Genomic DNA, 25,630 nt, shown 5'->3' with positions numbered 1-25,630 from the left:
CCGCCTCTCCGCCGACCCGAGGCCGGCTCCACACCGGCCGGCCGCCGACCGGCCCGCGATCGGCTGCTGTCAGCGTACCGACGGCCCGCCGGGCCGCCCAGGCCGGTGTCGGCGGCGGTCGTTAGGGTGCCTCCCGAGCACACCGGCGCAGGCCGCGCCCGGCGGCTCGCCGCATCCCGAGGAGAGCGCACCGTGGACCAGTTGGCGTCGGCCGGCACCGGATCCGGGCAGCACGGACCCACGGAGGCGGGATCACCGGAGGCGGGCACCGGGGCCTGCGGGCCGGCTGACGAGTCCAGGTTCACCCTCCCGCACGGCTGGCGTGCACTGGTCGAGCCGCGCCGCGGGAGGGTGTACCGTCCCGTAGCCGGTCTCGACCCGACGGCACCGGACGGCACCGCACTGCTGGTGGCCGAGGAACGGGGCGAGATCGAGGCGCTCCTGCTCTCCCCCGATTCCGACCCGGCCCTGGTGACCGCCGTCCGGCACCGGCTCGACGGGGCTGCCGATCCACTCGGTGCCGCCGCCCTCGCGCACGCGGTCAGCCGCGCCAGGCCGGAGGTCTCGTTCGCCGACGGATGGGCGCTCCGCCACGGCCTGGTGTTCGCCGCCCGAGCCGCGGTGGAGCTCTTCGAGCTCGCCGAGACCGATCAGTACCTGCCGGGACTGCCCAGGCGGCGCGCCCTGGCACGCCGTGGCTCCACGGGCCTGCTCCCCGGCCACCTCGCCCCTCACACGGCCGGGCGGGTAAGGGAGTTGCTGGCCGTCGCCGACCAGGAGACGCACCGGCAGACCGTCGCGGCACTGGCGGCCTGCCGCACCAGCGCCCGCCGCCGCCTGGTCACCACCTACCTGGCCGCCGGCACCCCGGGCTGGGCCGGGGAGTCCATCGCCGACCAGCCGGAGTCCGGCGACTCCTACCCGCCGCTCCGCTCGCTGCTGTACCGCTCCCTCGACGATCCCGCTCAGGCCGGACACCTGGCGGCCACCGAGCGGTACTGCTGGCTGGTGAAGGACCCCGCCGTGCTCGCCACCCTCGCCGACGCGGTCGGCCCCGACTGCCTGCCCATGCTGGCCCGCGCGATCGAACAGTCGGTGCGCCCGGAGGAGCTCCGCGAGCTCACGGCCGCCGTGGTCGAGCTCCCCACCGACGCTGCCTTCGCCCTCCTCCTCGGCCGCCTGGACGACATGTACACCCGGCCCGCCCTCCAGGCCGCCACGGACCGGTACCCGGGCCGGGCCACCCGGCTGCTGGCCGACCTGGCGCGTACCGAGAGCAGGCACGCCGTCACGGCCCGCCACCTGCTCGCCGCCCACCTCACCCGCTGTCCCGTCGGCGTCGCGCAACTCGACCCGGAGGCAGCCGAGTTCGTCCGGGCCGAGCGCGCATCGGCCACCCGCGCACCGGAAGCCTCCGCCGAAGACCTACCCGCCCTGCTGGTCAGCCCACCGTGGGCGGCCGACGCCGCCGTCCCCCCGGTCCGGGTGCTCACCGGCCTCGGACTCGACGCCGCACCGCAACTGTGCTGGCTGCCCGGCGAACACGAGCAGTGGTCCCGGCCGATCCCCTACTTCGACCACACCTACCACCCCACCGCCCCGAACTGGGCCGCCGAGGCCGAGCAACTGCTGGGTGGCACGGCCGACTTCGCCACGGTCTACCGGCTCCTCCTGGCCGGCCCCGCCGAAGAACTCACCGCCGCCGTGGCCGCCTGGCGCCCCCTGCAGTTCTGGCGGGCCGAGGTGGCCATGCCCCCGATCATCGCCAAGTACGGCCTCGCGGCCCTGCCCGCGGCCCTCACCGCCGCCATGGCCAAGCCCACCGACCACGCCGCACTCCTCCTCCCCTTCCTCGACACCGCCACCGCCCGCTTCCTGGCCGCCGGCCTGGCCAAGCCCAAGTCCGTTGCCCCGGTGGCCCGTTCCTGGTTCGCCCGGCACGGCCTGCCGGCCGCCCTGCGGCTCGTCCCCGACGCCGTCGGCCCCACCGGAGCCGCCCGCACCGCGGCCACCCGGGCCCTGCGCCTGATCGCCACCGCCGAGGGCACCGAAGCCGTGCTCGCCGCCACCGCCGAACGCTTCGGCGCCCAGGCGGCGGAGATCCTCGCTGAGACCCTGCCCGTCGATCCGCTGCGCACCGGGCTGCCGGCCAGGCTCCCGGAGCTCCCCGGCTGGCTACCGCCCGCCGTCCTGCCGCAGCTGCTGCTCTCCTCGGGGGCCGCTCTCCCCGAAGCCGCCGTCCGGCACGTGCTCACCATGCTCGCGCTCTCCGGTTCGGGCGAGCCGTACCCGGGCCTGGCCGCCGTCAAGGCGGCCTGCCGGGCCGACTCCTTGGCCGCCTTCGGCTGGGCGGTGTTCGAGGCCTGGCGGCAGGCGACCATGCCCGCCAAGGAGAGCTGGGCGCTCTACGGCCTGGGCTTCTTCGGGGACGAGGAGACCGTGCGCCGGCTGAGCCCGCTGCTCCGGGAGTGGCCCGGCCAGAGCGCCCACCACCGCGCCGTCGAGGGCCTCACCGTGCTGGCCGGCATCGGCGGCGACACCGCCCTCCGGCAGCTGCAGGCCATCGCCCAGCGGGTGAAGTTCAAGGCGCTCAAGGAGCGGGCCCAGGAGAAGATCGCCGAGGTGGCCGCCGGTCTGGGCCTCACCGCCGAGCAGCTCGCCGACCGACTGGTCCCCGACCTCGGCCTGGCCCCCGACGCCACCACCGTGGTCGACTACGGCCCCCGCCGCTTCACGGTGGGCTTCGACCACCTCCTCCGCCCCTACGTGCGGGACGCCGCCGGCAAGCAGCGCAAGGACCTGCCCACCCCCGCCGCCGGGGACGACCAGGAGCTGGCCACCGCCGAGCGCAAGCACTTCCTCGCCCTCAAGAAGGAGGCCCGCGCCCTCGCCGCCGACCAGACGCGCCGTCTCGAAGCCGCCATGCTCACCCGACGCACGGTCACCGCCTCCGAGTTCGCCGAGCACTTCGTCGCCCACCCGCTCACCGGCCGCCTGGTCCGCCGCCTGCTCTGGTGCTCCGCGGGCACCGCCTTCCGGGTCGCCGAGGACGGCCGCTACCTCGATCTCCACGGCCGAGCCCTCACCCTCCCCGAGGACGCCACCGTCCTCCTCCCCCACCCGCTCCAGCTCGGCCCCGCCCTCGCGGCCTGGACGGCGCTCTTCACCGCCCAGGGCCTCAGCCAGCCCTTCCCCCAACTCGCCCGCCCCACCCACGCCTTCACCCTCGAGGAGGCCGCCGGCCACCGCCTGCACCGCTTCGAGGGCCACACCGTGCCGGTCGGCCGCCTGCTCGCCCTGCTCAAGCGCGGCTGGCAGCGCGGCGAGCAGGACGGCAACGGGATGGAAGGCTGGATCTCCAAGCCGCTCCCCGACGGCCGCCACCTCCTCATCCACCTCGACGAGGGTCTCTACCTCGGCGACGCCACGGCCTTCCCGGACCAGACTCTGGAGCAGGTCTGGCTCGACACCACCCGCCGCGACCACTGGGCCCACGACCCCCACCCGGCCACCTTCGCCCAGCTGGATCCGCTCACCGCCTCCGAACTCCTCGCCGACCTCACCGAGTTGACCAGCGAGTCGGCTCTGCCGTCGTAGCGAACCCCGCACCGCGCGACATACTCCCGGCGGGTCACTCCCGTGTCGGGCTGTTACGACCGGGCGGCACGTCGTCGAGCCCGCCCTCCGCGAGAGCCGGAGTTCGGTCGTCCGCGCGGCCGGACCTGCGGGCCCGGCCGTCCGCTCCCGGCGGGCCCCGGCGCTATCGTCGCCGTCATGGATCCGAACGACATGCTCAACGGTGAGACGCTGTCCGACCGCGTGGAGCGGGCGGTCCTGGAGCCCGTGGGCCGCTTCGCTCCGGTCCTCCGGGTCGCGCTCGAACCCCGGTCGAACGCCGACCAGCAGCGGCTCGGCGTCGCGCTCGCGCAGCTGGCCGAGGAGGAAGCCTCCTTCCGGGTCCACCCGGACGAGGAGACGGGCCAGACCCTCGTCGGCGCCATGAGTGAGCAGCAGCTCGAGATCCTGGTCGGCCGCCTGGAACGCGAGTTCCGGGTCGGGGTCAACGTCAGCAGGCCGCAGGTCGTCTACCGGGAGACCATCCGCAGAGCCGTCGAATGTGTCGAGTACACCCATCGCAAGCAGACCGGCTGCGCCGATCAGTACGCCCGGGTGCGGATCGGCGTCGAGCCGATCGCCCTCGGCGGCGCCGGGTACGAGTTCACGAGCCTCACCGGTGGCGGGATTCCGGTGGCATACGTCCCTTCGGTCGACGCCGGCTGCCGGAGCACGATGCAGTCCGGCGTCCTGGCCGGCTGCGAGGTGATCGGCGTGCGCGTCACGCTGCTCGGCGGCCTCGTCCGCGAGGCCCACTCCTCCGACGTCGCCTTCCGGACCGCCGGTGCGAGGGCCCTCACGGAGGCCCTGCGCCAGGCCGACCCCGTGCTGGTCGAGCCGGTGATGGCCGTGGAGGTCAGCACGCCCGAGGACTGTGTGGGGGGCGTCATCGCCGACCTCGGCTCCCGCCGCGGCGAGGTCCGGGCGTGGGAGAGGCATGCCGGCGGCCGGGTCGTGCAGGCCCTGGTGCCCGTGTCCGAGTTGCTCGGCTACTCCGACGACCTCGCGGGCAGGACCTCGGGGCGGGCGAGCTGGACGATGCGGTTCGACTCCTACGCCGAAGTACCGCACGGTGTCGCCGAGCAGCTGATCGCGAACGCGGAGGAGAGGTAGTCCCGTCGATGGCGCGGGGCGCAGCCCGGCCTAGCCCCTGGTACGGAACCGGATCCGGTACTCCGTCGGCGTGGTGTCCAGGCGCCGGCGGAAGGCCCGGACCAGGGTGTCGGTGGTGCCGAATCCGCAGTCGGTGGCGATCCGTTCGAGGGTGGCGTCGGTGGATTCCAGCTGGTTGCGGGCCCGTTCGACCCGGGCCGACTCGACGTAGGCGCTCGGGGTGGTGCCGAGCTCGGTCTTGAAGATCCGGGTGAGCTGGCGGTCGCTGACGCAGGCGCGCTCGGCCAGCTCGGCGACGGAGAGCGGGTGGTCGAGGTGCTGGGCGATGTACAGGCGCAGCTCCTCCACCCGGCGCGTGGTGGAGACCGGTTCGAGCGGGACGCTGAACTGGCTCTGGCCGCTGGGGCGTTTGAGGTACATCACCAGTTGGCGCGCCACTCGCAGCGCGACGGCCTCGCCGAAGTCGTCGGCCACCAGGGCGAGGGAGAGGTCGAGGCAGGCGCTGATGCCCGCGCCGGTCCAGACCTCGCCCTCCCGGATGAAGATCGGGTCGGCGTCCACCCGGACGGCCGGGTACTCGGCGGCCAGCTGCCGGGCGGTGGACCAGTGGGTGGTGGCCCGCTTGCCGTCGAGCAGCCCGGCGGCGGCCAGCAGGTGCGCGCCCACGCAGACCGAGGTGACCCGCCGCGACCGCTCGGCGAGCCGACGGACCCAGGCCACCACGGCCGGGTCGGTCACGGCCCGGACCCGCTGGTCACCGTCGGTCTCCACCGAGCCGGGCACCAGCAGGGTGTCGATGCTCCGCCCGGCCGCCTCGGCGAAGGTGACGTCCGGCAGCAGCCGCACCCCGGCCGAGGTGGTGACCGGCGCGAGGCTCTCGGCGGCCAGCACCACCCGGTACCCGGTCTCCCCCTGGATCTCCCGCCCGACCAGCGAGAACACCTCCGGCGGCCCGGTCACGTCGAGGAGATCGACCCCCTCGAACAGGACGATCACGATGTACCGCTCGACCGCAGCCATCACACCCCTCGCTCCCGATGTCGGTTTCTGCATGTTAGACGACATTGCCGACATCCGAGCCCCCGCCTAGCGTTGTTCTCGCAGCTGGAACCAGCAGCCACCCACCGAGCAGAGAGCGGCCTCACCATGCCTTCGACCACCCTCCGCGCCCTCAACGGCTTCGACCAGACCCCGGCCACCCTCGCCGACTCCACCCTCGTGCTGATCGACTACCAGCGGACCTACACCACCGGCGTGATGGAGCTGGAGGGCTGGCGGCCGGCCCTCGACTCCGCCGCCACGCTGCTCGGCCGGGCCCGCGCGGCCGGGGCGCACGTCATCCACGTGCAGCACGACGGCGGCGAGGGCACCCCGTACGACATCCGCGCCGAGATCGGCGAGATCCACCCGGCCGTGGCCCCCGCCGACGGCGAGTCGGTGATCGTGAAGCAGGCGCCGAACTCCTTCCACGGCACCGACCTGGCCGAGCAGATCGAGGCGGCCGGGCGGGGGCACCTGGTGATCGCGGGCTTCATGACCCACATGTGCGTGCTCTTCACCAGCGAGGGCGCCTTCCTCCGGGGCCACCACCCCACCGTGGTCGCCGAGGCCTGCGCCACCCGCTCGCTCCGCTCGCCCTCCACCGTGCTCACCGCGCACGAGATCCACCACGGCGCGCTCGCCACCATCACCGACCTCTACGGCATCGTGGTCGAGTCCGCGCACGACCTCGGCTGAGGCGCCACCACAGCCCGGCGCGGCCGTCTTCCCCGGCGCGCCGGGGTGTCGTAGCGTGGCCGGATGAGCGCGGACACGTCAGGTCGAACCGACATCCCGGGTCGGGCGGGCACGTCGGACCGGTACGACGCGGTGATCGTCGGCGGCGGGCACAACGGGCTGGTGGCGGCGGCCTACCTGGCCCGGGCGGGCCGCCGGGTGCTGCTCCTGGAGCGGCTGCCGCAGCTCGGCGGCGCGGCGGTCTCGGCACAGGCCTTCGTCGGCGTCGACGCCCGGCTCTCCCGGTACTCCTACCTGGTCAGCCTGCTGCCGCACGCCATCGTCAAGGAACTCGGGCTCCGCCTCGACCTGCGCCGGCGCCGGATCTCCTCCTACACGCCCGCCGTTCGCGACGGCCGGTCCACCGGGCTGCTGGTGGACGCGGCAGACCCGGGCCGCACCCGGGCCTCCTTCCGGACGCTCACCGGTGGCGACCGGGAGTGGGCGGCCTGGCAGGAGTTCTACGACATGACCGGCCGGGTCGCCCGGAAGGTCTTCCCCACCCTCACCGAACCGCTGCCCACCCGGCGGGAGTTGCGCACCGCCATCGGCGACGACCGGGCCTGGGCCGAGCTCTTCGAGCGGCCGCTCGGCGAGGCCCTCGAGGGGCGCTTCGCCGACGACCTGGTGCGCGGGGTGGTGCTCACCGACGCGCTGATCGGCACCTTCACCCACGCCCACGACCCCGCGCTGCGCCAGAACCGCTGCTTCCTCTACCACGTGATCGGCAACGGCACCGGCGACTGGGACGTGCCGGTCGGCGGCATGGGCGCGGTGACCGGCGCCCTAGCCGAGGCCGCGCGAGCGGCCGGCGCCGAGCTGCGCACCGACTGCGAGGTGACCGCCCTCGCCACCGACGGGACGGGCCCGGTCGAGCTGACGTACCGTCAGAATGGCCAGGAGAAGACCGCGGTGGCCCGACTGGCCCTGGTCAACGCCGCTCCGGCCACCCTCGAGCGGCTCCTCGGCACCGCGCCCGGCCCGGCCCCCGAGGGCGCCCAGCTCAAGGTCAACATGGTGCTGCGCCGGCTGCCCCGGCTCCGCGACACCGCCGTGGCCCCGGCCGAGGCCTTCGCGGGTACCTTCCACATCGCCGAGGGCTACCGGCAGTTGGCCACCGCGTACGCCGAGGCCGAGGCGGGCCGGATCCCGGCCGCGCCGCCCTCGGAGATCTACTGCCACACCCTGACCGACCCCTCGATCCTGGGCCCCGGCGCCGCCGGCCTGCACACCCTGACCCTGTTCGGCCTCCACCTGCCGGCCCGGCTCTTCGCCGATCCGGCCGCCAAGGAGCGTGCCCTGCGGGCGAGTCTGGCCCAGCTGGACGAGCTGCTCGCCGAGCCGATCGCCGACTGCCTGGCCCTAAACGCCGAGGGGAGGCCCTGCCTCGAGGCCAAGACCCCGCTCGACCTGGAACGCGAACTCGGCCTGCCCGGCGGCCACATCTTCCACCGCGACCTCGCCTTCCCCTTCCTCACCGAGCCCACCACCGAGCCGACCACCGGGTCGGCCACCACCCCGGCCACCACCCCGGCCACCGACCCGGCCGCCCGCTGGGGCGTGGCCACCGCCCACCCGAACGTGCTGCTCTGCGGCGCCGGCGCCGTCCGGGGCGGCGGGGTCAGCGGCATCCCCGGTCACAACGCGGCCCGGGCCGCCCTCGAACTGCTCTGACCACCCTTTTGCTCCCGCACGGGCTTTCGAGTCACTCCACCACGCCCGCTACAGTCTGTTCCCACGGGACACACCCGTCTCAACCAGGGGGAACCAGACTTGAAGCACCGTCAGTACCACCGCTACCGCCACCGCGCCCGGGCCGCTCTGCTGGCCCTCGCCCTGCTCGGCTCCGCCGGCAGCCTCGGCGGGCTCGCCGCCCCGGCGCAGGCCGACACCCCGGCCTCGCTCTGCACCTCGGCCAACGGCCCCTACGGCTCCGCCGCGGTCGGCGGCGGCCGCTACCTGATCATGCCCGACGAGTGGAACTCCTCGGCCGAGGTCTGCCTGACCAGCACCGGCGGCGCCGACTTCACCGTCAGCAGCAGCGCGCTCAGCAGCGCCACCAACGCTCGCCCCGGTGCCCCCGGCGCCTACGCCCGGATCCAGTACCTCCCCCGGCCCGGTGAACTCCCCACCCCGGTGGCCACCATGGGCGACGTACTGACCAGCTGGCGCACCACCACCGGCGTGCCCGGCCAGTACGACACCGCGTACGACATCTGGTACGCGGACGACGCCACCGGCTGCGCGGGCACCACCACCTCCCACGAGCTGATGATCTGGCTCAACCGCCAGGGCGGCCCGGTGCCGCTCGGCACCTCCACCCAGCAGGTCACCCTCGGCGGCCGGACCTACCAGGTCTACCTCCACCAGGACACCACCAGTGGCAAGCAGGTGATCAGCTACCTGGCCACCACCCCGACCAACTCCGTCTACGCGCTCAACCTGCGCACCGTCACCGCCGACGCGGTGGTCCGCGGCTACGTTCCGGCCGGCGGCCAACTCTGCTCCGTTCAGGCCGGGTTCGAGATCTGGAACGGCGGCGCCGGGCTCGCCACCAACTCCTTCTCCTATCTCCCCGCCACCGGCCTGCCCACCGGCAACCTCACCTCCGGCCTGCCCGGCAAGTGCCTGGACGCGGGCAACAACGGTGCGAACACCGGGGATTACTCGATGCCGGTGGAGGTCTGGGACTGCGCCGGCACCCCGGGCCAGACCTGGACGGTGGGCAACGACGGCACCGTACAGGCCCTCGGCAAGTGCTTGGACGTGTACGGCGGCGGCACCACCAACGGGACTGCGGTGCAGCTCTACCCGTGCAACGGCTCCGGCGCCCAGGTCTGGACCCAGAACGGCAAGGGCCTGGTCAACCCGCAGTCCGGCCTCTGCCTGGCCGACCCGGCCGCCTCGCTCGCCAACGGCACCCAGCTGATCCTCTGGACCTGCGGGGCCGGCGGCCAGGACTGGCGCCTGCCCTACGACGGCCAGCCGCTCTTCACCGCGTTCACCAACAAGGCCGCCAACCTCTGCCTCAGCGGCGGCGTCGAGTCCACCACCTCGATCACCCTGCACGGCTGCAACTCCGTGCCCACCCCGCCGCAGAACTGGCAGCTCGTCAAGGACGGCACCCTGCGCGTCTCCACCGGCGGCTGCCTCGACGCGGGCGCCGCCGCCACTCCCGGCAGCCCGGTCCAGCTCGCCGCCTGCGCCGGCACCCCCGCCCAGCAGTGGCTGCTCTCCCCGACCGGCTACCTGCTCAACCCCGCCACCGGTCTCTGCCTGGACGACCCCAAGTCCACCGGCACGCCGGGCGTTCCGCTCGATCTCTGGAGCTGCAACGCCACCTCGGCCCAGGTCTTCTACTCCGCCGCCTGACCCCGATCCGGAGGCCCCGACCCTTGGTTCGGGGCCTCCGTCAGTACACGCATGGCGGAGCCCGGCGGTGGGTACCACGGTCACATGTTCGGAGATTGGCGTGTGCAGCGGGGAGTGCTGCTGATCTGCGCGACACTCGGCCTCGGTGTCGTCCTCTGTCTCTGGTTCGCCCGCGGGATCCACGAGTACCGGGAGAACCTCCTACTCAACCTGGCCCCTGAACTCCTGACCACGATCGCGACCTTGCTCGTGATCCAACCCATCGTCACCCGGCTCGAGGAGGACCGCGTCCGCGAGCACCTGCGCCTGGACTACGGCTCCTTCTGCGACCTGCTGACCCAGACCCACGACCTGGTCTGCATCCTCGACACCTACTCACCCCTCTTCGCCGGCACCTCGCAGCGCTTCGCCGAAGCCACCCGCGCGGCGATCGCCAACGGCGCCACCATGCAGATCATGCTGCTCGATCCGGATTCGCTGGCCGCCCAGCAGCGCTCCCACGAGCTCAGCACCGACGTGCGGGGCGGCGTGCTGCGCAACATCCGCGAGTTCCGCCGGGTGCAGAACCTGCTCCCGAACGAGCAGCGCGGCCGGCTCCAGATGCGGCTCTACGACGCCGCGCCCTCCATCCAGCTCTACCGCTGCGGCGAGCGGATGATGGTCAGCTTCTTCCCGGTCGACCGCCACTCCGGTGACACCCAGCAGCTCGAGGTCCGGGTCACCACCCCGCTCGGCTCCTTCGTCGCGGAGCGCTTCGCCGAGCTCTGGACCAGCGGCCGATCGGTCAACGAACTCCTCAAGAAGAAAGCCCAGTTGCTCGACGACAGCGGGGCCATCGGCAAGCCGCTCTGGCTCGACTACGTCCGCCACCAGGGCGAGATCCACGTCAGCGACCACCGGCTCCTGGTCGCCCTCGCCAGGAGCCAGGACCAGCCCGTCCGCGTCCTCCTGGGCGGCCATCCCAGCGAGGTCTTCGAACTCGGCCTGGTCGACGACCACGAGACCGACCTCCTGCGCCAACTCGCCGCCGCCCAACTGGAGAAGTACGGCACCGAGGGCCACACGGTCTTCATGCGCCTGCGCCCGCTCCCCCGCCAGTCCCGTCCCACCTTCGGGAGCTCGGGCTAGGGGCCGTTCCTACGGGACCGGCCCTACGGGACCGGCCCTACGGGAGCGTCACGCCCACGGTCGCGGCCCAGATCTCGTCGGTCGCGGCCGTCGGCGCCACCGCGCTGCCCCAGGCCAGCACCAGCCGGGTCGGCGAGAGGGCGGACAGGCCGAAGGTGTCGCCCGGCCAGACCGAGCTCGCGCCGAAGGCCTGTGAGACCTGCACCGGGCCCGAGAGCCAGCCGCGGGTGGTGGAGAAGGTGCGCAACTCCTGCGCGTAGCCGCGCGGATCGGCTCCCGAGAGCCAGCCCACGTAGGCCAACCCGGCCGGGCCGGCCACCACCTGCATGATGTGCGGCGCGTTCGAGCTGTCCGGCGTGACCTGAGCCGGAGCGGACCAACTCGCCCCGTGGTCACGGGAGTAGGAGAGCCAGCCGGTGTCGCTGCTCGCCCCCTGGGTGTCCCAGGTCGCGTACAGCGTCCCGTCCGGGCCGAGCGCCTCGCTGCCGTCGATCCACCACTCGCCGTTGTCCATCGTCCCGGCCCCGGCCCCGACCGCCACCGGCGGCGACCAACTCGCCCCGCCGTCCGTGGAACGGGTCGCGTAGGTCCGCGCCACGGTCAGGTTGTCGGTCGGCACGTCGGTGACGGTGTGCCCCTGGTACAGCACGTCGATCGAGCCGTCCGGCTCGACCAGCACTGGCGCACTGTCCCCGCCGCTGTCCGGGTACCCGGGGCTGACGTGCGACATCGCGCTCCAAGTCCGGCCCCCGTCGGTGGACTTCTGCAGCACCGCGTTGACATCGCCGGTGGCGAAGGCACAACTCCCGTTCGGCGCACAGAGGAAGGTGACCGCCGCCGCGCTCGGGCCGTAGTCCCAGGTGAGGTAGAGCGTGCCGTCCGGCCCCACCGCGATGAAGTCCCGGTCGCCCCAGTTGTTCCCGTCCGGCGGCGTGATCGACCCGGCCACACCGAACGTCGCACCGTGATCGGTGCTGACATCGACCACCGGGTACGTCTGACCGGCCCGGCTGACCATGAACGCCGCGTACACCTTCCCGTCCGGTGCCACCGTGACCGCCGGATCCCAGGACCGCGCCCCCTTCTGCCCCACGCTCCCCGGCAGCGTCACCGGCGCCCCGAAGCTCCCCCCGCCGTCCAGCGACCGCGCGAACCCGATGCCCTTGCACCCGATCCACGCCTCGTACACGCCGTTCACCGCCGGATCCACCGCCTGGATGGTCTCGGCGTTCTGCCCGGCACAGGCCGCCGACAACTCCGTCGGCGTACTCACCACGTACCCCGCCCCCGGTGCGGCCTGCGCCGCCCCGACCCACAGGCCGAGCGCGGCACAGGCCGCACCGAACACCACCGACAGGGACCGGATTCTGACACGGGATGCGAGCACGAGCGGATCTCCTCAGGGCAGCAGGGGGAACCCAACCCCGTACGGATTCCCCCAACTCCCCTACCTGAAGCGGCTACTGCCCCACCGCCACCGCTCAGTCGCTCTCGGCCCGGCTGACGAACAGGGAAACGTCGCGCAGGATTTCGCTCAGTACCAGCGGTGGCACCTCCGCCGGCGGCACCGGGTCGACGAGGGTCAGGCCGGGTCGGTGGATCGGGCCGTACGCGCCGCCGGGTGCCTGGCTGAGGTTCTCCGGGGCGTCCAGGGGGTAGAACCGGACCTCGCCGGTGGTCAGGCGCTCGAAGGGCTCGCCCCAGTCGGCGTCGGTGCCGATCACCCAGTACTCGGCGCGCAGGCCCCACGCGGGCAGGGCGCGTCGTGGGGCGCCGAAGGAGTTGTCGACCAGCAGTTGGAGCGGACTCTGCCAGCCCCGCCCCTCCGCCACCGCGCGGAACCGGCGCTGGCTGAGCACTCGACCGGCGAACCGGTCGCAGCCCGCCACGTCCTCGGCGGCGACCTGGAAGACGTGGCGATGGGCCTGCGGGAACGGCTGCTCGATCTGCTCCCGCGCCAGCGCCTCCCGCCAGCCGGCCACTGCGGTCTCCGCAGCGCCCACCGGGTGCCAGAGCTCCACCGAGTCACCGTCCGCCGGGGCGAGTTCGGTGCCGTCCGCCGTCCGCAGCGCGCCCTCGGACCAGCGGCAGTCGACACCGCCCACGGTCCAGATCAGCCGCCGGGCCAGCGTGCCGACCAGCGGGTGGTCCAGGTACCGCTCCCGCCAGGCGGCGTAGCGCCAGCCGCGCCGGGCGAGGTAGGCCCGCTCCAGCCGCTCGGCGCAGGCGGCAAGCATCCGCTCGATGTCGCCCACCGCCTCCTTGAACTCCTTGAGCTCGACGGCGTGTTCGCGCCGTACCGAGGCGGGCACCGCCTTCACTGCCCGCCCGGCCTCGTTCTGCCAGCCCTGCCGCACCCGCAGGCCCTCGACCAGCAGCTCCACCCGGGCCGCGCCGAACTCCCGGACGCAGGCGCCGACCTCGGTCAACCCGTAGTCGGGCACCGCGAGTTCCTCGAGCTCCTCCGGGCCGACCCCGAGTGCGGCGGCCCGCGCCTGGAGCGCCTTCTCCAACTCCTTGAGGGTGCCCTTGTACCGGACCCGGCTGCTGAGCAGGGCGAGTTGGGCGAGGCCCGCCGTGCCGTCGAGCCGGGCGAGCGCGTACACCGCGGCGTTGGCGACCTTGGGCGCCCGGGGGCCCAGGCCGGGCGCCTTGCGCAGGGCGCTGACCACCAGCCGGCCGAGCACCCGGGCGCTCTCCGGGTGGGCTGGGAGCAGCCCGAGCAGCAGGGCGAGCCCGCGCAACGCGTCCAGGTTGTACGGGTCGAACTGGAGCAACCCGTCCTCGGACGGCTCGGCCACCAGGTCGAGCGTGCGCGGCCGTCCGACCAGGGCCAGCCAGCCGGTGATCCGCTCCCGCGCCTGGTCGGGGCCGACCGCGTCGAGCAGCGCCAGCCCGGTCTTCTCCCAACGAGCCGTGGGCTTGGCCGACTTGGCCTCGAAGGCGTGCCGCACTAGCTCCGCCCACGAGCCGTCGGTGTCGGCCGCGAGGTCGCCCAGCGCCTGGTCCGCCCAGGCCTCGCCCGGGCTGAGCAGCGGTTCGGCGAACTGCGCGGCGAACTCGATCACCGGGTGGTGGTGCGGCCGGATCGCGAAGACCGTCCGCCGCAGCGCGGCGATCACGGCACCGTCCAGCGGGCGCCCGGCCGCCAGCTCGGCCCGGAGCAGTTCCTCGGTCCGCTCCAGCTCCATCAGGCCCCACTGCCGCCCGACCAGGTGCAGCCAGTCCTCGTGAAACTCCCGGGTGGCGCCGTTCGGGTAGCCCTGCGAGACCATCGAGGCCAACCGGGTCAGCATCACCCGCTCCCGCTGGGCCTTGTCGGTCTCCAACCCGGGCCGCCAGACCATCAGGATCCCGCCCACACAGGAGCCAACCACCTCGGCCCGCGCCCGCGGGTCCAGGCCGACCACCCGCTCCCGCACGGCCACCACACTCGGGACAGACCAGTCACCCGCGATGGCCTCGTCCACCCGGCAGAGCCACCAGCAGACCTCATGCAGCCGCCCGGCGTCCAGCACCTCGGCCAACCCGGCGACCGCCGACACGACTTCCGCCGCCACGGTGCCCGCCGAACCGCCCTCCGCCGTCATCGGCCGCTCACCGCCCCACGGCTCTGCCCCATCCGCACTGCCGCCCCACCCACGTAGATCATTCTCACCATGCCGCCGACCCTAGCCCCCGGCACGGACAGCCCCACCCGGGCCCCCACGGCCGCCTCAGTCGATCCAGCGCACCACCAGCACCGCCGCCAGCGCCACCACCACCGCCACCGCCCGGAACCCGGAGTCCATCGCCGAGCTCAGCGCGACCGCCGAGGCCCCGCTGCCCGCCGCCTTCGCGCCCAGCGCCGTCCCCATGGCCGCGACACCGAGCGCGCTGCCCACCTCGCGGGCCGCACCGTTGAGGCCGGAGCCCATGCCGGCCCGGTCGGCCGGCAGTGCGGTCATGATGCCGCCGGAGAGCGAGGGCAGCGCGAGGCCGACACCGGCGAGGGCCAGGGCGGGGCAGAGGATGTAGAGCGGGTACGGGGTGTCCGCGCCGACCAGCGAGAAGGCCGCGAGCCCGGCGGTCTGCGCGCCGAAGCCGAGGGCCACCACCCGCTTGGCGCCCCAGCGGCGCACCAGCGCGGTGGAGGAGCGGGAGGCCAGCGTCATCGCGACGGCGATCGGCGCGATCGCGCTGCCGGCCTGTGCCAACGAGAAGCCGTGGGCCACGGTCAGGTACTGCGCGTTGACGTAGAACATGGCGAACGCTCCGGCGAAGGCCACCGTGACGCCGACCGTGCCGGCCCGGACGGCGCGCAGCATGAAGACCCGCGGGTCGAGCAGCGGGTGGCGGCGGCGCAGCGCCACCAGCACGTACACCACCGCGATGGCCACGGCCGCGCCGAAGGAGCCGAGCACCCAGCCGGAGGTCCAGCCGCGCTCGCGGCCCTCGATCAGTCCGTTGAGCAGCGCGACGATCACGGCGGCCAGCAGGATGGAGCCGGGGGCGTCCAGCGGCACCGCGCGCCTGGGCGTCCGTGGCGCACGGGCCGCCGCGACCAGCAGCAGCACGGCTCCAGCCGCGCCGAAGACCAGGAACAGGCCCTGCCAGGGCAGGAGTTCGAGGACGAGGCCGCCGACCACGTTGCCCAGGATGCCGCCCACCGCGAGCGAGGCCGTCCAGGTGGCGACCGCCTGCGGGCGGCGGGCGGGGGCCAGCAGCAGCATCGGCAGGCCGAGGGTGACCGGCAGCGCGAAGGCGGCGCCGGCCCCGGCCACCAGCCGGCCGGCGATCAGTAGCGGCACGGTGTGCGCCGAGGCGGCCAGCAGGCTGCCGCCGGTGAAGAGGCCGAGCCCTGCCAGCAGCAGGCCCTTGCGGCCGAACCGGTCGGCCAAGGCACCGCCCGGGATCAGCAGGCAGGCGAAGGCGATCAGGTAGGCGTCCACGATCCAGACCAGCGCGGTCGGGCTCGGGTGCAGGGAACTGCGGGCGATCGAGGGGACGGCGAGGTTCATCGCCGCCGCCATCGCCTGGAGGGTGCCCGCGCAGAGCGACATCAGGACCAGGGTCTCCCGGCCGCGCGGGTGGCCCGGTGGCGCCGACGTGGTCTCGGTACGGGTGCTTCGATCCGACAACTGCTTGGCTTCCACTGCGTCTCCCGGGAGTTCGGCCTTCGAATCAGAACCAGGACGACGCTAGAAACGGATTACCATGACGGCAAATGCATGTCTCACAAGCATATCTTGCGCTCAACGCAATGGCGCAGGTGAGGAGTGGTACCGGTGGGCACGACGGCCCGGAACACCGATCTGAATCTGTTGCACGCGCTCGACGTGCTGCTCGACGAATGCTCGGTCACGGCCGCCGCCGACCGGCTCGAGCTCTCCGCCCCGGCGATGAGCCGCACGCTGGCCCGGATCCGCACCGCCTTCTGTGACCCGATCCTGGTCCGCTCCGGCCGGGCGATGGTGCCGACCCCGCGCGCGCTGGCCGTGCACGCCGAGGTCAAGGCCCTGCTCGACCGCTCGCGCGCGCTCTTCGCCGAGGGCGGGGCGGTGGACACCGCGCGGCTGACCCAGACCTTCACCGTGGTCGCCAGCGACCTGCTCTCGCTCACCCTGGCCACCCGGCTGCTGCCTCGGCTCCGCGAGTCGGCGCCCGGGGTGACCGTGGTGCTGCTCTCCGAGGGGCGCCACCAGGACGACCGGGTGCTGCGCGAGGGGCGGGCCGATCTGGAGGTCCGGGTGATCGCCGACCCCGCGCCGGAGACCCGGGTCGAGCTGCTCCTGGTGGACGAGATGGTGATCGTGGTCCGGTCCGGCCACCCGCTGACCGCCGGCCCGCTCACCCCGGCCGCGCTGGCCGGTGCCCTGCACGTGACCACCTCCCGGCGCGGCCGGCTGCGCGGCCCGCTGGACGACGCGCTGGCCGCCGTCGGTCTGCACCGCCGGGTGGTCACGGCCCTGCCCACCTTCGGCTCGGCGCTCCACCTGGTGGCCGACTCGGACCTGGTCGGGCTGGCCCCGGCCCACACCGGCCTGCCGCTGATCACCACCCTCGGCCTGGCTGCCCTGCCGTCACCACTGCCGCTGCCGCCGATCGAGATCTCGATGGGCTGGCACCCCCGGCACGACAGCGACCCGGCCCAGCTCTGGTTCCGCGAGCAGGTCCGCACGGCCCTGCGGGACCACACCTAAGCCCTCAGTACGACCGGTCCGCCGCACTCAACAGCGCGTGCACCGTGACGGCCATGGTCTGCCGGGCCTGCTCGGGGTCGAGCCCGGTGGTCCGCCAGTGCTGCCAGGTGCTCCACGTCGTCACCGCGTCGAGACCGTTGAGCAGATCGGTGCGGCGCTGCCCTGGCAGCCGGTCGAGCTCGATCGCGAGCACCTCGGCCACCCGCTGCTTGGCGAACACCAGCATCTCGTCCACGAGTTGCCGGATCCGCTCGGAGGGGTCGTCCAGATGGGCGACGGCCAGCCGGGTCGGGGTGATCCACTCCAGCACCCGCGCCCGCTGCTCGCACAGCGCCGCCACCCGCTCCTCACGCGGACCCTCGGTCGGCAACGGCCTTACCTGAGCGCTGAGTTGCTCGAACCGCCGGGCGATGGCCGCGTCCGCCAACTGGGCCAGGTCCTCGAAGTGGTGGAACACCGACCGCCGGGACACCCCGGCCCGCTCGGCGATCCGTTCCGCCGCGAACTTGGTCTCCCCCTCCTCCAGCAGCGCGAGCACCGCGTCCGTGATCCGCTCCCTGGTCTGCTGCCCGCGCGCCGCCCGGCCGTCCACCATGCGCTCCCGCTCCTCGCCGCCGCCCATCGCATCCTCCTCGACTCTCACGTTGACATTGTTGCACTACTAGTGCAACTCTATCGCTGCACTCACAGTGCAAATACTTCTCCGTCCCGACCAAGGGGGCCGCAAGCCGATGTTCACCACCCTGGGGCGCTGGTGCGCCGACAGACCCAGGCGCACCCTCGTGGCCTGGCTCTTCCTGCTCGCCCTCGCCCTGACCGCCGTGGTGAGCTACGGCCGGGTCACCAGCGAGCAGGTCTCCCTGCCCGGCAGCGACAGCCAGGCCGCCAAGGCGATCGGCGACGCCGCCTTCGCCGACTCCGCCTCCGGCCGCCAGCCGTTCGTCCTGCACACCCCGCCCACCGCACCGCGCCTGGATGCCGCCGCACAGCGGACGGCGGTCGAGCAGAGCGCCCAGGCCCTGGCGAAGGTGCCGCACGTCACCAAGGTCACTGACTCCCTCTACGCACCGGGCAGTTCGACCCTCAGCGCCGACGGCCACACCGGCTACCTCTCGCTCGACCTCGACGTCTCGGCCCGCGACCTGACCTCGGCCACCACCTCCGCCCTGCGCTCCGCCGCCGCCCCGGCCACCGCCGCCGGGATCGAGGTCACTCCCGGCGGCGCCCTCGCCACGGCAGCCGACCGCAAGCCCACCGAGTACAGCGAACTGGTCGGCCTGGCCGCCGCGTTGGTGGTGCTGACCGTGGCCTTCCGCCGCTTCAGCGCGGCCCTGCTGCCGCTGCTCACCGGCGGCATGGGCCTCGGCATCACGCTCCCGGTGATCGGCCTGCTCGGCCACCGGATGGACATGCCCTCCGCCGGGGCCACCCTGGCCGCGATGATCGGGCTCGGCGTCGGCATCGACTACACGCTCTTCTGCCTGACCCGCTTCCGCGACCTGCGCGCGGCTGGTGTCCCGGTCGAGGAGGCCGCCGTCCGCACCACCGCCGGCTCCGGCAAGGCCGTCGCCTTCGCGGGCAGCTCGATCGTCGCGGCCCTGGCAGGGCTCTGCCTGGGCCGGCTCCCGCTGCTGTACGCGCTCGCGCTGGCCCCGGCCATTGCCGTCCTGGTCGCCGTCGCGCTCAACCTCACCCTGCTGCCTGCCGCGTTCGTCCTGCTCGGCGACCGCCTCGGCACCGGCCACCCGCCCGGCTCCGTCGAGACCGCCACCGGCGGCTGGGCCGCCGTCGCCCGCGCCGTGGTGGCCCGCCCCTGGCGCGCCCTGCTCGCCGCCTTCCTCCTGCTCGGGGTGCTCGCCCTCCCCGCCACCCGGCTCACCTTCGGCCAACTCGACGCCAGCTCGAACGCCACCGGCACCGCCGGCCACACCGCCTACACCCAGCTGGCCGAGGCCTTCGGCCCGGGCGTCAACGGCCCGCTCCTGGTCACCGACACCCTCCCCACCCCGGCCACCAGCCCCACCGACCCACGGCTGACCGCCCTCGCCACCGCGCTACGCCAGACCACCGGCGTCACCTCCGTCGGCCCGGCCCAACTCGCCACCGACGCACGGCAGGTGCGCTGGCAGGTGATCCCCGCCACGGCTCCGGCCGATCCGGCCACCGCCGACCTGGTCCACCGGCTGCGCAGCACCACCCTGCCCACCGCCGCCACCGGCCAGGCCCACGTGGGCGGGGTCACCGCCGCGCAGACCGACCTCAACGACCGGATCGCGGCCCGGATGCCGCTGATCGTCGCCGCCGTACTGGCCGTGGCGGCCCTGCTCCTGCTGCTCGCCTTCCGCGCCCCGCTGGTCGCGGCCAAGGCCGCCCTGCTCAACCTCCTCGCGGTCGGCGCCTCCTACGGCGTCCTCACCGCCGTCTTCCAACTCGGCCACGGCGCCCGGCTGATCGGCCTGCACGGCGCCGTACCGGTGCCCGGCTACGTCCCGCTGCTGATGTTCGCGGTGCTGTTCGGCCTCTCGATGGACTACGAGGTCTTCCTGCTCAGCGCGATCCGCGAGCACTACCTGCGCCACCGCGACAACCGCGCCGCCGTGGTCACCGGCCTCGGCTCCACCGGACGGATCATCACCTCGGCCGCCCTCATCATGGTGAGCGTCTTCCTCAGCTACCTGCTGAACACCGATCCGGTGGTCAAGATGTTCGGCATCGGCCTGGCTTGCGCCGTCCTGCTGGACGCCACCGTGGTGCGCGGCATCCTCGTCCCGGCCTCGATGGCCCTGCTCGGCCGGGCCAACTGGTGGCTCCCCGCCTGGCTCGACCGCCTCCTCCCCCACCTGGACATCGAGGGCGACACCCCCACGCCGGAAGCAGCCCCGGACCTCACCCCGCCCGCACCGCCCCGTCGAGATTGAGCTCCACCCAGCTGCGCAGCGCGTTCAGCGGCACGGCGGCACTCTCCCCCAGCGGGGTCAGCGCATACTCGACGTGCAGCGGCACCGCCGGGTAGACCGTCCGGTCCAGCAGCCCGGCCTCCTCCAGCCGTCGCAGCGTCTGGGTGAGCACCTTCGGACTGACCCCCTGCAGGCGGCGCTGGAGCTCGCCGAACCGCTGCGGCCCCTCCTCCAGCGCCCCGATCGCCAGCGCCGACCACTTGTTCGCCAGCAGGTCGAGCAGTGGTCGGCACGGGCAGAGCGCCGCGTAGACGTCGTGGTGCTCGTGCTCTCCGTTCAGGCAGCCGGTCGGCATCCCTCACCACTCCTCACCTAGTCACTTCCCAATGGGAAGTAATGTCCCTTGCGGGTAACCATACCCCCGCGCGTAGCGTCCTCGACGTGACCGGGGCCGCCCGACGGCCCCGCCGGTACCCTTCTGTGAGGAGACGACACGATGTCGGCAGAGACGATGCGCGCGGTGGTCCAGGACGCCTTCGGCGGCCCCGAGCAGCTCCGGACGGCCCGGGTGGCCAAGCCGGAGCCCCTGCCCACCGAGGTGCTGGTCCGGGTGCACGCGGCCGGGGTCAACCCGGTGGACTGGAAGACCCGGGCCGGCTCCGGCATGGCCGGGATGATGGGCGAACCGCCGTTCACCCTCGGCTGGGACGTCTCCGGCGTGGTGGAGGCGGTCGGCTTCGGCGTGACCACCCTGCGGCCCGGCGACGAGGTCTACGGCATGCCCTGGTTCCCGCGCCCGGCGAACGCCTACGCCGAGTACGTCACCGCTCCGGCCCGCCAGTTCGCCCGCAAGCCCGCCACCCTGGACCACGTGCACGCCGCCGCCGTCCCGCTCGCGGCGCTGACCGCCTGGCAGGCCCTGGTCGACACCGCCCGGCTCCGGCCCGGACAGCGGGTGCTGGTCAACGCGGCGGCGGGCGGAGTCGGCCACTTCGCCGTCCAGTTCGCCCGCGAGCTCGGTGCCCACGTGGTCGCGGTCGCCAGTGCCCGCCACCACAGCTGGCTCAAGGAACTCGGCGCCGAGGAGACCATCGACTACACCACCACCCGCTTCGAGCAGGCCACCGCCCCGGTCGACACCGTGCTCGACCTGCTCGGCGACGAGTACGACCGCACCAGCACCCGCGCCCTCCAAGCCCTTTACCCCGGCGGCCTGTTGATCGCCGTCCCGGCCGGCGTCTCCCCCGAGCTCGCCCTGGCCGCCGAACAGGCCGCCGTCCGGGTCACCCCCTTCCTGGTCGAGCCCGAGGGCGTGGCCCTGACCCGGATCGCCGAGCTGATCGACACCGGCCGAGTCACCGTCGAGGTCGAACGCACCTTCCCGCTCGACCAGGCCGCCCGGGCCCACGCCCAAGGCGAGACCGGCCGTACCCGCGGCAAGCTGGTCCTCACCTGCGACTGAGCCGGTACGGCCGTCGTGACAGCATGGTCGCTGTGCTGACCATGGAGATCAACGGCCGACCGGCGACCACCGACGACCTGCACCGGGTGGCGACCTGGAACTACGGACACTTCACCTCGATGCAGGTCCGGGGCGGGGCGGTACGCGGCCTGGAACTCCACCTCCGGCGGTTGGCCGGTGCCTCCCGCGAACTCTTCGGCTCGGCCGTCGAGGCGCAGGACGAACGAATCCCCGAGCTCATCCGCCACGGACTCGGGGACCAGTCGGACGCGTCCGTCCGAGTGAGCATCGTCCCGACCGCCACCTCCCTCGCCCGGACCGACGTCATGGTGTCGGTCTCCGACCCCGTCGCCGACACTCCGAAGCCACCCCTGCGGGTCCGCACGGTGACGTATGAGCGCGAGCTGCCGCACCTCAAGCACGCGGCCACCCTGGGTCTCACCCACCAGTTCCTCCAGGCCAGGAACGCCGGCTTCGACGACGTTCTGTTCCTCGGCCGGGACGGGCTCCTCCGTGAGGGGTCGGTCTGGAACCTCGCGCTCTGGGACGGACACCAGGTCCTCTGGCCCGAGGCCCCCGTGCTGCCCGGCATCACGATGCAGCTGCTCCAGGCCGGCCTGTCCCGCATCGGCGTGCCGTGGTCCGCCCGCCGCCTGACCACGGACTCCCTCTCCGCCCTGCGCGCCGCTGCGGCCACCAACTCCCACTGCCCCAGCCAACCACTCGCCGGCATCGACGAGTTCGCCTTCACCGGCGGCCAAGAGCTCACCGAGGTCCTCGACGCCGCCTGGGCCACCGTCCCGTGGGACTCCGTCTGACGCCGCCGCCCTCCGCTCCTCAGGCCGAGGCGGCCAGCCCGAGGTCCCAGAGCGCCAGCCCGTGCACCCCGTGCCGGGCCGCCAACTCCCGGCGGTCGGCCAGGGATCGGGCATCGGACCACCAGAGCACGCCGCCGTCCGCGAGGGTGGCGTGCCACTCGCCTGCCGTGCCGTCGTACGCGGCCGTGGCGCCCTCGGCCGCCACCACCGCGCGGGCCTCCCGGACGCCGACCTGGGTGACGGCACCCGTCGGCGACCACCGGTACCCGTACCCGGCCACGCCCAAGTCCACCTGCTCCGGCCGCAGCTGCCCGAGCAGCGCGGTCAACCCCGCCTCCTGCCAGGCCAGTTCACCTACCGGGCCGGGCTGGCTGCCGGGGCTGCCGTGCTCGTCGTAGGCCATCAGCACGACCCGGTCCACCACCGCACCGAGCGCTGCCAGGTCCCAGCCGTTGGCCGGATAAGCGGCGGCATCCGAGTAGGTGGTGACCGCGATGCCGAGGCTCCGCCCCGGTGGGAGGGCCCGCCGCAGCGCGCGGACGAACTCCGTCACCCCGGCGGTGTCCCGTGCCACGAGCGACTCCAGGTCGACCTGGACACCGTCCCAGCCCTGTTCGGCCACCACCGCGCCGAGCCGCTTGGCGACCCGGGCGAGGTTCGCCGGGTCGGCGAGCAGACGGTGGGCCACCTCCTCGTCGAAATCCCCTTGCTCCGCCGCGAAGTTGCCGAACAGCAGCTCCGCCCGCAACCCGTGCGCGTGCGCCGTCGCGAGCTGGGCCAGTGCCGTGCCGTCCGGCGTGCCGACCGTCCGGCCGTCGGCGGAGACGTTGACCCCGTCCACCCCGACCGATCCCAGCCCGGATGCCGCCGCATCGATCAGCGTGGTCGGGTCGCCCGCCTCCTGGTACCCCAGCACCGGCAGCCCGGACCGCGCCGAACTCACCGCCACTGCCCGGGGATGCTCCTGCCGCCCCGGCCCGGCCGCCGCCCCCGGCACACACCCGGCCAGCGTGGCCACCACCACCAACACCATCGCCGCCGACCCGGCCCGCTTCTCCACGATCCTCACCACCCCACCCTCCCCCAGCCCGGATGGGCGGAGGATGAAGTCGACCGGGTCAGCCGGCCCGTCCCGGCTCCCCGCGCTCCGGCAGCAGCAGCTCCACCACCGCCCCGCCCCCGGGCGCCGCCGACAACTCGGCGCTGCCACCGTGCAGTTCGGCCACCCAGCGGACGATCGCCAAGCCGGTGCCCGTCCCGCCGCTCCCCGCGCCCGTCACCCTCCGCTCGAAGACCCGCTCCCGGTCCGCCGCCGGCACCCCGGGCCCGTGGTCCCGCACCGCCACCCGACCGGGGTCGACCGTCACCTCCACCGGAGTGCCGCCGCCGTGCCGGAGCGCGTTCTCCACCAGGTTCCGGACAGCCTGCGCCAGCAGCTCGGGGTCGCCCTCGACCACCACCGCCTCGGCGGTGACCGTCACCAGCTCCGCCCGGTCCAACTCCTCGACCGTCTGCTCGACCAGCTGGTCCAGCCGCAGCGGGGTGCGTTCCAGCTCCTGGGTGCCCGCCTCGACCCGGGCCCGCGCGAGCAGACCGGTGACCAACCGACCCAGCCGGTCGACCAGGCCGACGGCCTCGTCCAGCGCACCGGGCCGCCGCCCGGACCGGCCACTCTCGACCACCAGCCGCAGGGTGGCCAGCGGGGTCCGCAACTCGTGCGCGGCCTCGGCCAGGAACTGCTCCTGCTGCTCGAGCCCGCGCAGCGCGGGCCGCATCGACCGGCCGGAGAGCAGGTGCCCCACGGCCGCCGCGACCAGCACCAGCGCCGCGCAACCGGCCGTCAGCCAGCTGATCAGCCGGGTGTGGTCGGCCTCGCTACGGGCCGGATCGGCACCGACCAGGACGGCGGCGTCGATCCGGTCACCCTCCCAGACCGGGGCCACCGCCCACCGGAACGGATGGCCGTCGGCGGTGGTGGCCTCGACTGTCACGGTCTCCTGCTCGTGCTGCACGGTGGCCCAGATCTCGTCGAGACCGGCCTGATCGGGCAGCCCGCCCGGCCCGGGCTTCGCCTCGCGCAGCTGCGGCGCCGCCCCGGTCGCCGCCTGCACCACGCCGAGCGCCTCCGCACTGTCGGCCAGCGTGTCGTCCCGCAGGCCGTCCAACCGCAGCCCGCCCGCGTCCTCGTAGTAGACCACCCGGGCCAGCCCGTCCGCCCGGTGGGTGACGGCCTCGTCCAGCACGTGCTCGCGCGACTGCCCGTCGATCCGCACCGCGATGGTGGCCAACACCACCAGGCACCCGGCCGTGGTCACCGCGAACAGCAGTGTCATCGCCCACCGCACCCGGTACAGCCGCGCCACGGCGGGCGGCCGCCCGGCCCGCTTCACCGAGCCGAGGCCGGCACCGACACCGACAGCGCCACCGGCAGCGGCACCGCCAACACCGCCGCCACCGCCGCGCCTCCGAATACGCCCGAGCCGGCTCCCGAACCGCCCCCCGACCCGCCTCACCGGCCCTCGTCGGTCAGCCGGTACCCGGCACCCCGGACGGTCTCGATCAGCTCGGGCGGGCCCAGCCGTCGCCGCAGCTGGCCGATGCACACGTCCACCACGTTCGAGGACGGCTCGGTCTGCTCGTCCCAGCACCGCTCGATCAGCTCACTGCGGGTGACCACCTCGCCCGCCCGCAGCATCAGCACCTCCAGCACGGCGAACTCCTTCGCGGTGAGCGTCAGCAGCACCCCGGCCCGCCGCACCCGCCGCCGGGGGAAGTCCAACTCCAGCTCCCCGACCCGCAGTTCGGAGGGCCGCGCGGGCTGCTCACGTCGGCACAACGCCCTGACCCGGGCGGCGAGTTCGGCGAAGGCGAACGGTTTGACCAGGTAGTCGTCGGCGCCGTGCTCGAAGCCGGCCACCCGGTCGGTGACGGCGTCCAGCGCGGTCAGCAGCAGGACGGGCAGGGTGGAGCCCGCCTTCCGCTGGGCGGCCAGCAGGGTCAGGGCGTCGCCGTCGGGCAGCATCCGGTCGGCCACCACGCAGTCGTAGACGTTGACGGCCAGCTTGAGGTCGGCCGCCGCCAGGTCATCCGCCAGATCGACGGCGAACCCCGCCTCCCGCAGGCCCCGGACCAGCACGGGCGCCAGCTCCGGATCGTCCTCGATCACCAGTACTCGCATACCGCCCGACCTTACCCGCCACCCGACCACTCCCGACCGCTCCGGACCGGCCCGCGCTCACCCACCGTGACCGGCCCGGCTTCCCTTGC

Annotated in this window: 19 protein-coding genes; 10 read left to right on the top strand and 9 right to left on the bottom strand. The window is 73.8% G+C overall.

Going from position 1 to position 25,630, the window contains the following annotated elements; all coding sequences use genetic code 11:
* Positions 1-351 precede the first annotated feature (351 nt).
* Positions 352-3,597: a DUF4132 domain-containing protein gene (locus CFP65_RS37715; protein WP_158702570.1), complete on the top strand. Its 3,246-nt coding sequence runs from the start codon at positions 352-354 to the stop codon at positions 3,595-3,597.
* 177 nt (positions 3,598-3,774) lie between these two features.
* Complete coding sequence (locus CFP65_RS37710) at positions 3,775-4,728, top strand: hypothetical protein (protein WP_104820389.1); 954 nt, start codon at positions 3,775-3,777, stop codon at positions 4,726-4,728.
* Between the two features lie 30 nt (positions 4,729-4,758).
* Here the strand turns inward: CFP65_RS37710 and CFP65_RS37705 are convergent, their stop codons facing one another.
* Complete coding sequence (locus tag CFP65_RS37705; protein WP_104820388.1) at positions 4,759-5,748, bottom strand: GlxA family transcriptional regulator; 990 nt, start codon at positions 5,746-5,748, stop codon at positions 4,759-4,761.
* 126 nt (positions 5,749-5,874) lie between these two features.
* Here CFP65_RS37705 and CFP65_RS37700 point away from each other — a divergent pair, with 126 nt between their 5' ends.
* The 4 genes from CFP65_RS37700 (at position 5,875) to CFP65_RS37685 (ending at position 11,004) form a co-directional block, all read left to right on the top strand.
* Complete coding sequence (locus tag CFP65_RS37700) at positions 5,875-6,465, top strand: cysteine hydrolase family protein (protein WP_104820387.1); 591 nt, start codon at positions 5,875-5,877, stop codon at positions 6,463-6,465.
* Positions 6,466-6,528: 63 nt separating this feature from the next.
* Complete coding sequence (locus CFP65_RS37695) at positions 6,529-8,178, top strand: NAD(P)/FAD-dependent oxidoreductase (RefSeq protein WP_104820386.1); 1,650 nt, start codon at positions 6,529-6,531, stop codon at positions 8,176-8,178.
* A gap of 99 nt (positions 8,179-8,277) precedes the next feature.
* Positions 8,278-9,876, top strand: coding sequence for a ricin-type beta-trefoil lectin domain protein (locus tag CFP65_RS41670; protein ID WP_104820385.1), 1,599 nt, complete (start codon positions 8,278-8,280; stop codon positions 9,874-9,876).
* A 102-nt stretch (positions 9,877-9,978) separates the two neighbouring features.
* Entirely contained in the window at positions 9,979-11,004 is a 1,026-nt protein-coding gene (locus CFP65_RS37685; RefSeq protein WP_158702569.1) for a hypothetical protein, read from the top strand.
* Between the two features lie 37 nt (positions 11,005-11,041).
* Here the strand turns inward: CFP65_RS37685 and CFP65_RS37680 are convergent, their stop codons facing one another.
* The 3 genes from CFP65_RS37680 to CFP65_RS37670 form a co-directional block, all read right to left on the bottom strand.
* Complete coding sequence (locus CFP65_RS37680; protein WP_158702568.1) at positions 11,042-12,391, bottom strand: sialidase family protein; 1,350 nt, start codon at positions 12,389-12,391, stop codon at positions 11,042-11,044.
* Between the two features lie 94 nt (positions 12,392-12,485).
* Positions 12,486-14,594 (bottom strand): DUF4132 domain-containing protein, encoded by a 2,109-nt coding sequence (locus CFP65_RS42300; RefSeq protein ID WP_104820382.1) that lies wholly within the window; start codon positions 14,592-14,594, stop codon positions 12,486-12,488.
* A 126-nt stretch (positions 14,595-14,720) separates the two neighbouring features.
* Positions 14,721-16,139 (bottom strand): MFS transporter, encoded by a 1,419-nt coding sequence (locus CFP65_RS37670; RefSeq protein WP_158702567.1) that lies wholly within the window; start codon positions 16,137-16,139, stop codon positions 14,721-14,723.
* A gap of 132 nt (positions 16,140-16,271) precedes the next feature.
* Here CFP65_RS37670 and CFP65_RS37665 point away from each other — a divergent pair, with 132 nt between their 5' ends.
* Positions 16,272-17,186 (top strand): LysR family transcriptional regulator, encoded by a 915-nt coding sequence (locus tag CFP65_RS37665; protein ID WP_217368230.1) that lies wholly within the window; start codon positions 16,272-16,274, stop codon positions 17,184-17,186.
* A 4-nt stretch (positions 17,187-17,190) separates the two neighbouring features.
* Here CFP65_RS37665 and CFP65_RS37660 read toward each other — a convergent pair whose 3' ends face one another.
* Positions 17,191-17,829: a TetR/AcrR family transcriptional regulator gene (locus CFP65_RS37660; protein ID WP_254552776.1), complete on the bottom strand. Its 639-nt coding sequence runs from the start codon at positions 17,827-17,829 to the stop codon at positions 17,191-17,193.
* Positions 17,830-17,917: 88 nt separating this feature from the next.
* On the opposite strand from CFP65_RS37660, the gene CFP65_RS42295 reads away from it, so the two are divergent.
* Positions 17,918-20,104 (top strand): MMPL family transporter, encoded by a 2,187-nt coding sequence (locus CFP65_RS42295; RefSeq protein ID WP_104820378.1) that lies wholly within the window; start codon positions 17,918-17,920, stop codon positions 20,102-20,104.
* Here CFP65_RS42295 and CFP65_RS37650 read toward each other — a convergent pair.
* Entirely contained in the window at positions 20,073-20,438 is a 366-nt protein-coding gene (locus tag CFP65_RS37650) for a helix-turn-helix domain-containing protein (RefSeq protein WP_104820377.1), read from the bottom strand. The genes CFP65_RS42295 and CFP65_RS37650 overlap by 32 nt on opposite strands.
* Positions 20,439-20,579: 141 nt before the next feature.
* Between CFP65_RS37650 and CFP65_RS37645 the strand changes: the two genes are divergently transcribed.
* Together CFP65_RS37645 and CFP65_RS37640 are read left to right on the top strand one after the other, a co-directional pair.
* Complete coding sequence (locus CFP65_RS37645; RefSeq protein WP_104820376.1) at positions 20,580-21,545, top strand: NADP-dependent oxidoreductase; 966 nt, start codon at positions 20,580-20,582, stop codon at positions 21,543-21,545.
* 23 nt (positions 21,546-21,568) lie between these two features.
* Positions 21,569-22,363, top strand: a complete 795-nt coding sequence (locus CFP65_RS37640) for an aminotransferase class IV (protein WP_104820375.1) — start codon at positions 21,569-21,571, stop codon at positions 22,361-22,363.
* A gap of 19 nt (positions 22,364-22,382) precedes the next feature.
* On the opposite strand, the gene CFP65_RS37635 is transcribed toward CFP65_RS37640, so the two are convergent.
* From CFP65_RS37635 to CFP65_RS37625, 3 genes are all read right to left on the bottom strand, one after another.
* Positions 22,383-23,432, bottom strand: coding sequence for a glycosyl hydrolase family 18 protein (locus CFP65_RS37635; protein WP_158702566.1), 1,050 nt, complete (start codon positions 23,430-23,432; stop codon positions 22,383-22,385).
* 49 nt (positions 23,433-23,481) lie between these two features.
* On the bottom strand, positions 23,482-24,696 hold the full coding sequence (locus tag CFP65_RS37630; protein ID WP_254552775.1) for a HAMP domain-containing sensor histidine kinase: 1,215 nt from the start codon (positions 24,694-24,696) through the stop codon (positions 23,482-23,484).
* Positions 24,697-24,872: 176 nt separating this feature from the next.
* Positions 24,873-25,541, bottom strand: coding sequence for a response regulator transcription factor (locus tag CFP65_RS37625; RefSeq protein ID WP_104820373.1), 669 nt, complete (start codon positions 25,539-25,541; stop codon positions 24,873-24,875).
* Positions 25,542-25,630 lie beyond the last annotated feature (89 nt).

The sequence above is a fragment of the Kitasatospora sp. MMS16-BH015 genome, assembly GCF_002943525.1.
In the GTDB taxonomy this organism is placed as follows: Bacteria; Actinomycetota; Actinomycetes; order Streptomycetales; family Streptomycetaceae; genus Kitasatospora.
Note: the sequence above shows the minus strand (reverse complement) of the source record. Positions and strands in the feature narration are given on the sequence as shown.